Raw genomic sequence first — 14,307 nt, forward strand, 5'->3', positions numbered from 1 at the left:
CACTTAAGCGTCATTTCTATCCTGACAGGCCGTTATTCGGCTGCTGCGCCACCACGCCACAGACAGCTACCGCCCTTCTTTTGCACCAGATCCAGACGTGATTCGTGAGCCTGCAATTCTGCGTCACTGGCATAGATCACTTTCATCGCCGTAGCCGGGCGTTGGATGCGTTGGATATCCTGGGCTGAATCCGTCTGCTGAGTGTCCCCTTCCATCTGGAAAGCCATCGAAGTCTGGCCACCAGTCATCGCCAGATAGACTTCCGCCAGGATCTCGGCATCGAGCAAAGCGCCGTGCAGCGTTCGCTTGGTGTTGTCTATCTCATAGCGGTTGCACAGCGCATCGAGGTTGTTACGCTTGCCTGGGAACAGGCGGCGCGCCATCAACAGGCTGTCGGTGATGGTGCAGAAGGTATCCGTCTTCGGGATATCTCGCTGCAACATACGGAACTCGTGATCCATAAAGCCGATATCGAACGCTGCGTTATGAATGACTAATTCGCCACCACGGATAAAGTCGATAAATTCAGCGGCGATCTGATCGAAAGTAGGCTTATCCGCCAGGAACTCATCGCTGATACCGTGTACGCCGTAAGCTTCCGGATCCACCAGCCGATCTGGCTTGACGTAAACGTGGAAGTGGCGCCCGGTCAGGCGGCGGTTGATCACCTCAACGGCCCCGATCTCAATGATGCGGTGACCTTCGTAGTGAACCCCTAGCTTGTTCATACCTGTGGTTTCGGTATCGAGAACGATCTGTCTGGTTGGTGTAGAGATCATAATGCTGTGCTCACGGCGCTGGTTTATGTCAGACTTGGTTTTTATAAAACTGATAGGAAGAGTCTACCAGAGATGCTTAAACAGGTAGAAATTTTCACCGACGGCTCTTGCCTTGGTAATCCAGGCCCCGGCGGTTACGGCGCAATTTTGCGTTATAAACAGCACGAGAAACTGTTCAGCGCGGGTTATTACCTGACGACCAATAACCGCATGGAGCTGATGGCCGCCATTGTGGCGCTCGAAGCCTTGACCACCCCCTGCGAAGTGGTGCTGAGCACCGATAGCCAATACGTCCGCCAGGGGATCACCAGTTGGATCCACAACTGGAAAAAGCGCGGCTGGAAAACCGCCGACAAAAAACCGGTGAAAAACGTCGATCTCTGGCAGCGCCTGGATCTGGCGATTGCCCGCCACACCATCCGTTGGGAATGGGTCAAAGGCCATGCCGGGCACCCGGAAAACGAACGTTGCGACGTGCTGGCACGCGATGCGGCTGGCAGCCCGACACAGGACGACGTTGGCTACAAGCCCGAAGCTTAAGGCAGTTTGCGATAACTCTTGGTCGCGCCCACTGCGCGGCTGAGAGAGTGTTTTCTCGCCCCCACTTTCATCGGCGTTGGCGTCAGCGGCAAGGTTCGCTTGCGGGCTACAATCATGCTCATACAGCCAAGCGCCGGTAAATGCGTACTCAAAAAAGTCCCTCCCTTGCGCTGCCAGGGCAACACGTGGAAGCGCGTCTGATCCAACACCTCATAATTGAGCAGGCTGAGCCAGTCCAGCAAACGCATCTGGGTAAACATCCGGCTGACGTAAGGCTGGCGTTTGCGCAACCGGGGGATCAACTTCCCCATGCCTAGCAGGCTAAAAGGGTTGAAACTGCTGATCACCAGCCAGCCATCGTCAATCATGACGCGATCGACCTCACGCAACATACGGTGTGGGTCATCGGCATAAGAGAGCGTATGGGCCATTAGGCAGGCATCGACGGACTTGGCTGCAAAGGGCAACTGATAAGGATCGGCCTGCACATGCAGGTTATCCCCGGCCAATCCCACGTTAACCTGATGCGAGATAGCGCACTTTTCACTATCCAACTCGGCGCTGAGATTGCCGATCTTCAACAGATGAAAACCAAACATCTTGGGCCACCAGGGCTGCAACTGCTGCTCCAACGCCTCACGATAGTATTCGCCCCACGGCAACCCGGCCCAGGAGTAAGGGCTAGTGAGCTTTTCTAGAGTCTGGGCTGGTTTCATGGTTTAGTATCTCTTTCAAGCCGTTGCCAACGAGAGGTGTTCCATGAATCTTATCAGCATTCCCGCTTTTCAGGACAATTACATTTGGTTATTGGCTAACCAGCAAGGGCGCTGCGTGATCGTCGATCCCGGCGAAGCTGGCCCGGTATTGGCGGCGTTGTCCCAACGGAAACTGACCCCTGATGCCATATTATTGACCCACCACCACCACGACCATGTCGGCGGCGTAGCGGAAATCGTTGCGCAATATCCGGATCTGCCGGTGTATGGCCCCCAGGAAACCGCTAATAAGGGAGCAAATCGGTTGGTTCAGGATGGCGATATCCTGGAAATTGGCGGGCGTAGCTACACCACCATCGCAGTTCCCGGACATACCTTGGGTCACGTGGCATTCTACAGTGCACCTTATCTTTTCTGTGGAGATACGCTTTTTTCTGCGGGCTGCGGACGGCTTTTTGAAGGGACTGCAGAGCAAATGTACCACTCATTTCAACGGCTCGCGCAACTTCCCGACAAAACCCTAATTTGTTGCGCACACGAGTACACGCTCTCAAACCTTAAGTTTGCCAGGACAATTTTGCCGCAAGACCGCCAAATTGAAACATATCAGCAACAAATTGAGCAATCAAGGGCAAAAGGAGTACCCAGCCTGCCCACAACGTTGCAATTAGAGCGTAAAATTAATCTATTTTTACGCTGCCATGACACTGATTTACAAAAGGAAATAGGCTTTAACTCACCACCGAGCCAGCTTCATTCGGTTTTTTCCGAATTACGCCTGCGCAAGGATGCCTTCTAAGCTTTTAGTTGTGTTTTTTGGCGAAGCAAAGTATCCTTGCTCGTCTTTTAAGCAACTATATTGACACACACATGAAGGCTAAAGCGATACTTCTCGCCTCGGTCTTGTTGGTTGGTTGCCAGTCATCCTGGCAGGATGTACCGGCACCAAAGCAACATGCACAGAGTCTGTCTTCGGCAGGTCAAGAAAGTGAAGCAGGAGAGTACACAGCGAGTTCGGCACGGTGGCTAGACAGTAACAATAGCGCCGCTCAGCAGAACCTGTGGAACTTCATTAGCGACGAGCTGAAGATGGAGGTTCCGGAAAACGACCGGATCCGTGAACAAAAAAGAAAATATTTAAAAAGTAAGAGCTATCTCCACGATGTAACACTACGGGCAGAGCCGTACATGTACTGGATAGTCGGGCAGATTAAGAAACGCAATATGCCGATGGAACTGGTACTGCTACCCATAGTGGAGAGCGCTTTTGACCCTCACGCCACGTCAAGTGCCAATGCCGCAGGGCTATGGCAGATCGTGCCGCAAACGGGTCGCAATTATGGTTTGAAAAACAATCAGTGGTATGACGGGCGCCGTGATGTTGTGGCCTCGACGACCGCTGCGCTTAACATGATGGAGCGTTTGAACCGCATGTTTGACGGTGACTGGTTATTGACCATCGCCGCTTATAACAGTGGTGAAGGCCGAGTCATGCAAGCGGTTAAGGCGAATAAACGTCAGGGTAAGTCCACCGAGTTCTGGGCATTGTCGCTTCCGCGTGAAACGTCAATCTATGTCCCGAAAATGCTGGCACTGAGCGATATCATCAAGCACAGCAAAAAGTACGGCGTCAAGTTGCCAAAAACTGACGAAACCCGTGCACTGGCGCGTATTGATGTCGGGCAGCAGATCCAGCTGACTCAGGCGGCAGAGATGTCTGGGCTTTCTCTCACCAAGATGAAGGCTTATAACCCTGGCTACAAGAAAGGCGTTACGGCACCTAATGGGCCCCATTACATCATGGTTCCCAAAAAGAATGCCGCACAGTTGAAAGACTCGTTGGCCGACGGACAGATAGCTGCAACATTACCAACCACCCAGTTGGCGAAGAACAGTGGCCTGTCAGGCGGAAGTGCGTATAAGGTTCGCTCCGGCGATACGTTATCCACTATCGCCAAACGGTTGAACGTTAAGACCAGCGATTTGCAGAGTTGGAACAATTTGCGTGGCAAGAGCACGCTGAAAGTTGGGCAAACCCTGCAAGTGGCCAGCAATGCCAGAGATAACAGCAGTATCACCTACCAAGTGCGTAAAGGTGATTCGCTATCCAGCATTGCACGTCGTCACGGCGTCGAAATTAACGACGTGATGCGTTGGAACTCAACGATCGGCAAAGCCAGCAGTTTGCAACCTGGCGTGAAGCTGACGCTGTTTGTCAGCAACAAATCGTCGCCGGAAACCTAAGTTTTCGCTACAAAAAAAGCATCCCTCGGGATGCTTTTTTATTGGCCAAATTTCGCTACCAGACCGGTTTATCGGTTTGCGAATGGAACTCCACCAGCAGCGGATTGTGGTCTGAGGCCTGAGTCACCAGCACCGAGGCCTCTGTAACACCCAGGTTGCGGTAAAAGATAAAATCCAACGGACGGCCAAAGGCTTTGCGGCGATGATCGTTGGCGAAATTGACCTCATGCAACGCCATATCGCTGGCAAATTGATACAGGGCGTTGATGCGCTTGCGACTCCAGGCATTAAAATCCCCCGCCATGATCACCGGCCCCCGATGGAGGGCGATCTGCTCACCAATCGGGCCAAGCTGCTTGCTGTAAACATCCACTCCCAGGCTAAAGTTCACCGCGTGGATATTCACGACCATCAACAGCTGACCATCTAATAAAGGGTAGACGGTGATCAACGCCGACTTGGCCAAACGCAGCAGCGGCTCCCGCTCGCGCAACGGGCAACAATACACCGGATGTGCAGCCGCCAGCGTCATCACGCCGGAAGGGTGTTGCGGCAACACAAAGGCGGGCACCTGATCGGCCGCCAGATAGTTAGAGGTGGCAAAGCTGACCAATTCCGGCGTGGTCTGCGCCTCCTGCAATAGCACCAGCTGCGCATCTTTACCGAAGTCTTTCAACACCGAAAGCCAATCGGCACGCTGCTGTTTGAAAATATTCCATACCATCACCCGCAGCGCACCAGACGTAGGCAACGCGGCCCCCGGCGGTAGCGGCTGATTAATGGCACCAGGGAAAATCCGTTCAACTGGCTGGCCCGCAACATACCTCATTGCATAAGTTCGTTTCGGCACGTTATTCGCCTATTTCCCGTTCGGATGAAAATCACGTTGATAGCTACATGGCTACCAAGACTAAATTGAGTATACGCCTGAGCGGCTCTGCCAACATGGCTTTTAGAGATCCAGTTATAGGGGCAAGGCGGGCTGATTTCAATCAATGCTGTGTATGTGTCTGTAAAGGTTCGCGCTGAATGCGAAAAGGCCCACCAATGCGGGCCAAGAAGAAAGGTGCAAGCTGGGATCAGGCGAACTGCCGTTGGTATTGTTTATCCAATCGACCACTAAGGCCAATCAACAACAACGCCCCCACCACAATCAGCGCCCCGATCCAAGGCGTTTGCGCCAACCCTAGTGAGGCCACGGTCTGTCCGCCAATCACGGAGCCCAGTGCGATCCCCACGTTAAAAGCCGCGATATTCAGGCCTGAAGCAACGTCCACCGCGTTCGGTGTGTACTGCTCGGCTTTCTGCACCACATAAACCTGCAATCCCGGGACATTGCCAAAGGCAAATACCCCCATCACCACCACCGTCAGCAGCGCGGCGACGCTGTGGCTGGCGGTAAACTGAAACACCAACAGCAAGGCGGCTAATGCGGCAAAGATAAAGCTCAATGCCCGTACCGCGCCATGACGATCGGCCAGCTTGCCACCCCAAATGTTACCGATGGCTACCGCTATGCCATAGGCCAGCAAAATCCAACTGACGGCCGGTGCCGAAAAACCAGCCAGCTCCTGCATCATCGGTGCCAGGAAGGTAAAGGTCGTGAATACTCCACCGTAACCCAACGCGGTAACGGCGTAAATCAGCAACAGGCGCGGGTGAGTCAGCACTTGCAGCTGATCGCGGATGCTGGCACTCGCCTGGTTCTTGATGTTGTTCGGGATCAGGATGAGGCTGGCAATAATCGCTACCATTCCAATCAACGACACCGCCAGGAAGGTCTCACGCCAGCCGAAGTGCTGGCCGATAAAGGTGCCTAGCGGCACGCCGGTCACCAGCGCAACGGTTAAGCCACCAAACATGATGGCGATTGCCGTTGCCGCCTTCTCTTTGGCTACCAGGCTGGTCGCAATGGTTGAACCCACCGAGAAAAACACCCCGTGCGCCAGGCCAGTCAGTAAACGAGCAACCACCAGTGACTCATAGCTCGGTGACTGCCAGGCGAGCAGGTTGCCAAGGGTGAACAGCACCATCAGCCCCACCAGCAACAACTTGCGCGGCACACGGCCAGTTAAAGCGGTCAGTACCGGCGCACCAATCGCCACCCCAATGGCATAAAGAGTCACCAGCAGCCCTGCGGACGGCACGGTGACGTTCAACTGCTCGGCGATGGTCGGGATCAATCCGACAATCACAAACTCCGTGGTGCCGATGGCATAGGCACTGATGGTCAAGGCAAGTAAAGCGAGAGGCATTGCTAACTCCAAAATAGCGTTCGGGTTGATAGCGGTGATTATCTGCCTGTGCTTAAATGATAAAAATGCTCAAAATTTCAAATAAATTTTGCTGATGGAGCAACAATGAAGGCAAATTCGGATGAACTGATCACCTTTGTCACCGTGGTGGAATGCGGTAGCTTCAGCCGCGCGGCGGAGCACTTGGAACAGGCAAACTCGGTGGTCAGCCGTACGGTAAAAAAGCTGGAGAGCAAGCTGGGGGTCACGCTGCTCAATCGCACCACCCGCCAGATAAGCCTGACGCAGGAGGGAGAAAACTATTTCCGCCAGGTGCAGAAAGTCCTGAGCGATATGGCCGCGGCGGAAAATGCGCTGATGGAGAGCCGCCAGCGGCCCCAGGGCCTGTTGCGCGTGGATGCCGCAACGCCGGTCGTGCTGCACGTACTGACCCCATTGGTTGGCGAGTTTCGTGCCCGCTACCCCGAAATGTCGCTCTCGCTGGTCTCTTCAGAAACCTTTATCAACCTGATTGAGCGCAAGGTCGACATTGCCATCCGCGTAGGGGAACTGACAGACTCAAGTTTGAAGGCGCGCAAACTGATGACCAGCTATCGAAAAATTGTGACGTCACCCGCCTATCTGAAACAGTTCGGTACCCCGCAAAGCGTGGAGGATCTGGCCCAACACTGCTGCATCGGCTTCAACGATCTGCCCAATCTGAACCGTTGGCCATTAGCCTGCGCCGATGGCCGGCAGTTGGAGATCGTACCGGGACTGACTACCAACAGCGGAGAAACACAACGCCACCTTTGCCTGCATGGCAACGGCATCGCCTGTCTGTCGAACTTTATGATCGATGAGGATATCCAGCGTGGGGATTTGGTGCAGCTCCTGATCAAGGAGACGCTGCCGGTTGCCATACCGGTCAATGCGGTTTATTACAGCGACAGCGCCGTAAGCAACCGCCTGCGCAGCTTTATCGACTTTCTTAGTGAAAGCCTCACACCTCGCTAACCTGTCCGATGTTGTAACCAGAATGCGGTGGGAGTCAGGCCACCCAGCTTCTTCTGCGGCCAATGTTGGTTATAGCTGGCACAGAGCGTCTGCAACACGTTATCCAGCGATAAGTTCTCCGCCGCCGGTAGCAACTGCGCCAGTTGGCTTTCTAGCCGCAGCACAACCTCCACTTGCAATAACGCGGGTTGTTGCAACTTTATCCCCTGCTCCCGACACCATAGCTGTAAGGGATGGGTCTGAGACTCGCTATTGCCGAACAGCTTTTTATTTTCAGTCTCAATAGATTGTATATCACCTGGGCAGTGCGGTAACAGTTCCTTCAGCCAGTTGACCACCAGCATCGGCGAGGCTCCCGCAAAGGCTCGTGCACTCAGCCAGCCGCTGACCTTCTCTTCGGCCCACAAGAGGTGTTGCTCGCCGCCATCTTCGGCCGATAGGCTAATTCGTTGATAAAAAAGAGCGAGAGTTCCCGGCCGTTCACCAGCCTTCACCGCCTTTTTACCGCGTAGCGCCCTGCTCTGTTCCTCACCACGCTGACCCACGCCGCGTAGATAGCGATCCAACCCCGCACGGGAGATCGGCTGTTGCATGCCCTGATTCACCACCACCAGCAGCTCATCCAGCGGCAGCTGTAATTTTTGTCTCAGCCAGTTGATAAGCAAACTCTGCTCGTTCGTCAGTGCCTTGCGCAGGCTCTTGGGCACCGTATGGCGATCGGCGACATCCTGGCGCTGCCGCCAACGGCGTACCGTCGCCACGGAGATACCCAGCTCCTGCGCCAATACGCGATCGCTTTTATCCGATTGCTGGATATAACGCCGTACTCGTGGGGTGGTGGTCGCATTGGCATGCAGCTTGATTTCCATCGTGGACTCCACACTAAAATTGATGTCCTATCATAACTAATCTTGTGAGATATTTTATAAATTCACCTCACACTGTGAACTGTTTCACCTTTCTTTAAAATCCATTCACTGATAATCCCAGCCAATAAGTCGCCACCCTTACCTGTTTTTCTCTAATAAGCATACCTACGGGGTTTAGCATGAACAACGTTCTGGGATTTCTTGAAGCCAAGCTGATGCCTCTGGCGGCCAAGGCCGCACAGCAGCGGCATTTGTGTGCCATCCGCGGTGCCTATGTTTCCTTTATGCCGTTCATTATCGTCGGCTCGATCCTGCTGGTGATCTCGTCGTTCCCCAATCAGGGTTACCAGCAGTTTATGGCAGGCCTGTTTGGCGCCAGCTGGAGCAATATCATCGAGATCCCGTTCAACGCGGTGTTCTCTACCATGTCGCTGTTTGTCAGTTTCCTTACCGCTTACCGCCTGGCGGAACATTATGACGAGGATCGCGTCTCCAGCGGTATTCTGTCACTGGTGTGCTTCCTGATCCTTACGCCGTTTATCAAGGTAGAAGCCTTGGGCAATATCAATGTGATCCCGACCGAGTGGATCGGCAGCAAGGGGCTGTTTGTGGCGATGATCGGCTCACTGCTGTGGACCGAACTGTTCTGCTACCTCAAGCGCCGCAAGTTGATCATCAAAATGCCAGAAGGCGTGCCACCTGCGGTACAGGAATCCTTCGCCGCTCTGCTGCCTGCACTGTTCGTGATTATCCTGGTGCTGGCGATCCGTATTCTGTTCGAACACACCAGCTACCAAACCATTCATCAGTTTATTTATAACGTAGTCGCCACACCGGTACGTCACTTTGGCACTTCCTATATTGGCGCGCTGCTGACGGTGTTGAGTATCACCATCCTTTGGTCGGTGGGGATCAACTCCGGTTCGATGGTCAACGGCATCATCCGTCCGCTGTGGATGGAAAACCAGACCGACAACATCGCCGCTATCCAGGCCGGGGTCACGCCACCGCACATCGTCACCGAACAGTTCTTCGATATGGTCTGGATGGGTGGTGCTGGTGCCACCCTGTCGCTGGTGATCGCCATTCTGTTCTTTGCCCGTAGCAACAGCATCCGCGAAGTAGGTCGCATGGGGGCTGCGGCTTCAATCTTCAATATTAATGAACCGATCCTGTTTGGTCTGCCGGTGATCATGAACCCCATCATGTTGATCCCTTTCAACCTGGTGCCGGTGGTATTGGTTACCGTGCAATACGTGGCGATGAAGGTGGGGGCCGTCGCCGTCACTACCGGGGTGTTTATCCCCTGGACGCTGCCGCCGGTGATCAGTGGCTTTATCGTGACCGGCCATTTGAGTGGCAGCCTGATGCAGATCGTTAACCTGCTGATCGGTGCCATGCTTTATCTGCCTTTCCTGCGCATTCTGGACAAACAGTATCGCGCAGCCGAAACATCAGGAGTTTGATATGTGGGGAATGATTGCAACCTGGCGTATGGCACTGGAAGGCGTTACCCAGGCCAGTGAAACGCTGAAAGCCGGGGCAAGCGCCGCACAAAGCGTAGTGAGCGCAGTGGCGGAAGTAGAAGACTTTCCATTCTATAAATCCGTCGGTTACGGTGGTCTCCCTACCGAAAATGGTGAGGTAGAGTTGGATGCGGCCTTTATGGATGGCGATACGCTGGCCTTTGGTGCCGTTGGTAACCTGGTGGATATCGCCAACCCGGTGAAGGTTGCCCAGGCGCTGAGCCGCGAACGCTTCAACAGCGTCCTGGTGGGGGCTGGCGCACGTGAGTGGGCCCTTAGCCAAGGTTTTGCCGACAAAACCATGCTCACCGAGCGTGCAACCCAGCACTATCGCAAACGCTGCCGCGAAACCATCGATAAGGGCCTTAGCCCCTACGATGGCCACGATACCGTCGGCATTATCGGCCTCGATCTGCATGGTTCAATGAGCGTGGCCACGTCTACCAGCGGGTTGTTTATGAAACGCCGTGGCCGCCTGGGTGATTCACCAGTGATTGGCTCCGGTTTCTACTGTGACAGCCAGATAGGAGCCGCAACCGCCACTGGCGTGGGTGAAGACCTGATGAAAGGCTGCACCAGCTATGAGATCGTGCGCCGTATGCAGCAAGGTATGACGCCACAACAGGCGGCCGATTCGGTCGTCTTCGAGCTGGAAGACCGGTTGATAGCCCGCTTTGGCCGGGTGGGCGATCTCTCCGTAGTCTGCATGAATCGGCAGGGAGAGTTCGGCGTCTCTACCAATATCAAAACCTTCTCGTTTGTTGTCGCCAGCGCCATCCAGCCACCGACGGTGTACCTGGCAGAACGCCGTGCCGAGCATACCCACTACACTCCAGCCAGCGAGCAATGGCTAACCGACTATGCCGAGCGCATTCGCGCGCCGATTGAGGAGATCCATTTTGATTAATTATCGGTTACTGAGTGAAATCCCCACATGGGAAGTTAACAGCCATGTGATTAGCTACCCCGGCAGCCCATTGCAATTACCCTGCAATGCTGCCCTGTTACAGGAACTGCAGACCACCGCCCAGCAGCAAACCGCCGACTGCGCCTATGGCTGTGCTCCGGTAGGCCGCGTCACGCTGTTGCCAAAAACGTTCTGGCTCGATGGGCAAACCAGCAAGCTGGTCACCGCACTGCGTCCTCTACTACGCTGTGGTACTAGTACGCAGTTGATTGTCGACTGCACGGCGTTTGATCACCGCAGCCTGCCGGCACTGAACCCTCTGCTGCATTTCCTGTTCAACCTGGATTACCAACTGAGCGATCTCGGGCTGAAAAAGGCAGAAACGTCGCCCACACCGCGTATCCAGGAGTTGGTGTTCTATTGCCAACCAGAGCAGCGAGCCACTCTCGAGCCACGCCTGTCTCAAGCAACTGCCACCGCCATAGGGATGAAGGCAGCACGACGCATTGCCGACATGCCAAGCGATCGCTGCACCCCAGCATTCTTTGCCAGCGAGATCGCCCGCCAGATTGCCCCCTATCCTAGCCTGAGCTGCGAAGTGTTGGATGAACTGCAGATCGCTGAACAGGGTCTTGGCTTGCTACAGGCGGTAGGTAAAGGTGCCGATAATCCTCCGCGTCTGGTGGTGATACGTTACCAGGGGAGCGCCACTGGCCCCTTCAGCGCCTACGTGGGCAAAGGTATCACCTTCGATACCGGTGGCCTGTGGCTAAAGGGCGGCGATGGCATGTACACCATGAAATATGACATGTGTGGCGCAGCTAACGTCTTTGGCCTGATGCTGGCCGTGGCAGAACTCAAGCTGCCGGTCAGTCTGGTTGGCGTACTGGCGCTGGCCGAAAATATGATTGGCCCGGCAGCGATGCGCCCTGGCGATGTCGCAACCAGCTACAGCGGCTTAACCGTGGAGATCAACAACACCGATGCTGAGGGGCGGCTGGTGCTGGCCGATGGCATCGCCTACGCCAGCAGGTTGACCAATAATCAGCGGCCACCTGAATACGTGATCGATCTGGCTACGCTCACCGGCGCGGTGGTCAAAGCCTTGGGTTACGATCTTAGTGGCCTGATGACCGAGGATGAAAACCTGCGTCACGATCTCACTCAGGCAGGCTTGCGCAGTGGCGATCCTCTGTGGTCGTTACCGTTGGACGATCGCTTCAGCAAACAGGTCGAGAGTCATATTGCCGACCTGTGTAACACACCGACCAACAATGCGGCGATCAGTACCTCCGCCGCCTACTTCCTGAGTCGTTTCAGCCCAGCGAATATTCCCTGGGCACACCTTGATATCAGCGGCACTGCGTTGTGGCGCGAAAATGGCCGTAGCGTGGCCTCTGGCCGACCGATCCCACTTTTAATCCAGCATTTGCTGGAACGCCTGGAGAAATAACATGAAAAAGATCCTGTTAGTGTGTGACTTGGGTATGTCCACCAGTCTGCTGGTGAAAAAGATGCAAGAAGCAGCCAAAGCGCGCGGCATTGACGCCGAGATCTGCGCCAAGTCGATCCGTGAATACAAAACGGCGGTAACCGAATTTGACGTCGCACTGCTGGGGCCGCAGATCCGCTATAAGCTGGCAGAGTGCGAGAAAATTGCCCACGAGCACCATAAAAAAGTCGCCTGCATCGATATGATGGCCTACGGCACCATGAAGGGTGACAAGGTATTGGATCAAGCCCTGGCGCTGATTGAGGAAGCCTGATATGGATTTGGAAAACGAAGTGATGGAGCTGATTGCCAATGCGGGTTACGCCCGCAGTCTGGTGTTTCAAGCCATGCGCTGTGCACGCGAAGAAGAAGACTTCGTGCAGGCCGAACAGTATATGCAGCAAGCGCAGGAGGCACTCTCTGGCGCTCATCACGTGCAGACCAAACTGATCGAAATGGACGAAGGCAGCGGTAAAATCCCGGTTCATCTGGTGATGGTCCATGCACAGGACCATCTGATGAACGCGATTATGCTGATGGAAATGGGCCGTGAGATTATCGCCCTACACCAAAAGATCGCTCGTTAAAACCAGCTAAGCCGTCTGTGGCCTCAAACCCACAGACGGCCAACCTATCAATCCCAGTTTGGTGCCAGACCTTCCGGACTAACCAGGCGGCCATTGCATTCCAATGCAGCAATCGCCGCCATTTCTTCATCAGACAGCGTCAATTGCTGAGCCAACAGGTTGCTTGCGAGATTTTCACGCTTGGTCGAAGACGGGATCACCGCATATCCCAGTTGCATAGCCCAAGCCAGGATCACCTGAGCGGCGGTCACATCACGGCGCTTGGCGATATTGTTGATGACTTCATCCTGCAACGCCTTGCCATAAGCCAACGTCATATAGGAAGTGATAGCAATGCCATGCTGTTGCGCAAATTCAACCAGCTGACGGTTTTGCAGATACGGTGAGAGTTCGATTTGGTTGGTGGCAATCGCATCAGCCCCCACCGCATCAATAGCGCGCTGCATCAGTTCAACGGTGAAGTTGGAAATACCAATCTGACGCGTCAGTCCGAGTTCCTTAGCCTTCACCAACTCCGCCATAGACTCGGCAACCGAGACTTCATCGTTCGGTGACGGCCAGTGGATCAAGGTCAGATCCACATAGGAGGTTTGCAGCTTTTTCAGGCTTTCTTGCAGGCTAGGGATCAGTTGGTCTTTGCCCAGGTTGGCGATCCAGATTTTGGTGGTGATAAATAGCTCTTCACGTTTCACGCCACTGGCTGCGATAGCTTGGCCGACGGCCGCTTCGTTCTCATAGATTTGTGCGGTGTCGATGGCACGGTAGCCCAGTTCCAGAGCGGTGCTAACGGAATCGATCACCACTTGATCTTGCAGACGGAAGGTACCTAAGCCAAATGCAGGGATGCTCATAATTGTGTTCTCTCGGTTTGTTTATCAAAACAGCTTGAGAGGATTATGGCAGCAGTTTTGTTGATCAAAAACGCCCTATTGTGCATAAGACTTTTGATTAGCAGGCAACAATAATCAGAAATTGACGCTAATTGAGGCAGCAATTAGTCGTTGAAGAGATTAATTTAAGCAAATGAAAAAGCCCTGAGTCAGAGACTCAGGGCTTATCAATTAAGTGGCGGAACGGACGGGGCTCGAACCCGCGACCCCCTGCGTGACAGGCAGGTATTCTAACCAACTGAACTACCGCTCCACCGATTCTTTTACGTCGCATCTTTCGATGCTGGCAAAACCACCTTGGTGATTTCGCGCATTATCAGGTGTCATACTGATAACGTTTATTTGATGCCTGGCAGTGTCCTACTCTCGCATGGGGAGACCCCACACTACCATCGGCGCTACGGCGTTTCACTTCTGAGTTCGGCATGGGGTCAGGTGGGACCACCGCGCTATTGCCGCCAGGCAAATTCTGTTTCATTCCAACCGCTTCACTCTCGTGTCGCCAT

The 14,307-nt window shown here is 54.3% G+C and carries 14 protein-coding genes, 1 tRNA gene, 1 rRNA gene and 1 pseudogene; 9 read left to right on the forward strand and 8 right to left on the reverse strand.

Going from position 1 to position 14,307, the window contains the following annotated elements; genetic code table 11:
• Window positions 1–32 precede the first annotated feature (32 nt).
• Window positions 33–779, reverse strand: coding sequence for a DNA polymerase III subunit epsilon (gene dnaQ / locus IMQ33_RS19690; RefSeq protein ID WP_024483610.1), 747 nt, complete (start codon window positions 777–779; stop codon window positions 33–35).
• On the opposite strand from dnaQ, the pseudogene rnhA reads away from it, so the two are divergent.
• Window positions 733–1,319: pseudogene (gene rnhA / locus IMQ33_RS19695) on the forward strand (ribonuclease HI). The gene dnaQ and the pseudogene rnhA sit on opposite strands and share 47 nt — an antisense overlap.
• On the opposite strand, the gene IMQ33_RS19700 reads toward rnhA, so the two are convergent.
• Window positions 1,316–2,035 carry a class I SAM-dependent methyltransferase gene (locus IMQ33_RS19700; protein ID WP_196062490.1) on the reverse strand — a complete coding sequence of 240 codons (720 nt, stop codon included), beginning with the start codon at window positions 2,033–2,035 and terminating at the stop codon, window positions 1,316–1,318. The pseudogene rnhA and the gene IMQ33_RS19700 overlap by 4 nt on opposite strands.
• Before the next feature lie 43 nt (window positions 2,036–2,078).
• Between IMQ33_RS19700 and gloB the strand changes: the two genes are divergently transcribed.
• Window positions 2,079–2,834: a hydroxyacylglutathione hydrolase gene (gloB, locus tag IMQ33_RS19705; protein WP_196062491.1), complete on the forward strand. Its 756-nt coding sequence runs from the start codon at window positions 2,079–2,081 to the stop codon at window positions 2,832–2,834.
• 71 nt (window positions 2,835–2,905) lie between these two features.
• Window positions 2,906–4,279, forward strand: a complete 1,374-nt coding sequence (gene mltD / locus IMQ33_RS19710; protein ID WP_098928602.1) for a murein transglycosylase D — start codon at window positions 2,906–2,908, stop codon at window positions 4,277–4,279.
• 55 nt (window positions 4,280–4,334) lie between these two features.
• Here mltD and IMQ33_RS19715 read toward each other — a convergent pair whose 3' ends face one another.
• Entirely contained in the window at window positions 4,335–5,129 is a 795-nt protein-coding gene (locus IMQ33_RS19715; protein WP_196062492.1) for an endonuclease/exonuclease/phosphatase family protein, read from the reverse strand.
• Between the two features lie 229 nt (window positions 5,130–5,358).
• Window positions 5,359–6,534 carry an MFS transporter gene (locus IMQ33_RS19720; RefSeq protein ID WP_098928603.1) on the reverse strand — a complete coding sequence of 392 codons (1,176 nt, stop codon included), beginning with the start codon at window positions 6,532–6,534 and terminating at the stop codon, window positions 5,359–5,361.
• A gap of 105 nt (window positions 6,535–6,639) precedes the next feature.
• Between IMQ33_RS19720 and yafC the strand changes: the two genes are divergently transcribed.
• Window positions 6,640–7,530: a DNA-binding transcriptional regulator YafC gene (gene yafC / locus IMQ33_RS19725; RefSeq protein WP_065685059.1), complete on the forward strand. Its 891-nt coding sequence runs from the start codon at window positions 6,640–6,642 to the stop codon at window positions 7,528–7,530.
• On the opposite strand, the gene IMQ33_RS19730 is transcribed toward yafC, so the two are convergent.
• On the reverse strand, window positions 7,527–8,399 hold the full coding sequence (locus IMQ33_RS19730; RefSeq protein ID WP_196062493.1) for a hypothetical protein: 873 nt from the start codon (window positions 8,397–8,399) through the stop codon (window positions 7,527–7,529). The two genes, yafC and IMQ33_RS19730, sit on opposite strands and share 4 nt — an antisense overlap.
• Window positions 8,400–8,578: 179 nt before the next feature.
• Between IMQ33_RS19730 and IMQ33_RS19735 the strand changes: the two genes are divergently transcribed.
• The 5 genes from IMQ33_RS19735 to IMQ33_RS19755 are packed head-to-tail and all read left to right on the forward strand — an operon-like array spanning window position 8,579 to window position 12,911.
• Window positions 8,579–9,865, forward strand: a complete 1,287-nt coding sequence (locus IMQ33_RS19735; protein ID WP_065685057.1) for a PTS sugar transporter subunit IIC — start codon at window positions 8,579–8,581, stop codon at window positions 9,863–9,865.
• Between the two features lies 1 nt (window position 9,866).
• Entirely contained in the window at window positions 9,867–10,832 is a 966-nt protein-coding gene (locus tag IMQ33_RS19740) for a N(4)-(beta-N-acetylglucosaminyl)-L-asparaginase (RefSeq protein WP_173409778.1), read from the forward strand.
• The gene (locus IMQ33_RS19745) at window positions 10,825–12,285 is read left to right on the forward strand and encodes a leucyl aminopeptidase family protein (protein ID WP_196062494.1); all 1,461 of its coding nucleotides are present in this window, start codon (window positions 10,825–10,827) and stop codon (window positions 12,283–12,285) included. Before IMQ33_RS19740 ends, IMQ33_RS19745 begins: the two co-directional genes overlap by 8 nt.
• Before the next feature lies 1 nt (window position 12,286).
• A complete protein-coding gene (locus tag IMQ33_RS19750; RefSeq protein ID WP_024483599.1) occupies window positions 12,287–12,598 on the forward strand; it encodes a PTS sugar transporter subunit IIB in 312 nt (103 codons plus the stop codon).
• A gap of 1 nt (window position 12,599) precedes the next feature.
• Window positions 12,600–12,911, forward strand: a complete 312-nt coding sequence (locus IMQ33_RS19755; RefSeq protein ID WP_024483598.1) for a PTS lactose/cellobiose transporter subunit IIA — start codon at window positions 12,600–12,602, stop codon at window positions 12,909–12,911.
• A gap of 47 nt (window positions 12,912–12,958) precedes the next feature.
• Here IMQ33_RS19755 and dkgB read toward each other — a convergent pair whose 3' ends face one another.
• The 3 genes from dkgB to rrf all read right to left on the reverse strand — a co-directional run bounded on the left by dkgB (window position 12,959) and on the right by rrf (window position 14,264).
• On the reverse strand, window positions 12,959–13,762 hold the full coding sequence (dkgB, locus tag IMQ33_RS19760) for a 2,5-didehydrogluconate reductase DkgB (RefSeq protein WP_196062495.1): 804 nt from the start codon (window positions 13,760–13,762) through the stop codon (window positions 12,959–12,961).
• Window positions 13,763–13,977: 215 nt separating this feature from the next.
• Window positions 13,978–14,054: transfer RNA gene (locus IMQ33_RS19765), tRNA-Asp, on the reverse strand.
• 94 nt (window positions 14,055–14,148) lie between these two features.
• Window positions 14,149–14,264 (reverse strand): 5S ribosomal RNA (rrf, locus tag IMQ33_RS19770).
• Between the last annotated feature and the right edge of the window lie 43 nt (window positions 14,265–14,307).

The organism is Serratia sp. Res13-Sevr-LER1-36-b, assembly GCF_015673035.1.
GTDB classification, from domain to species: Bacteria; Pseudomonadota; Gammaproteobacteria; order Enterobacterales; family Enterobacteriaceae; genus Chania; species Chania fonticola_C.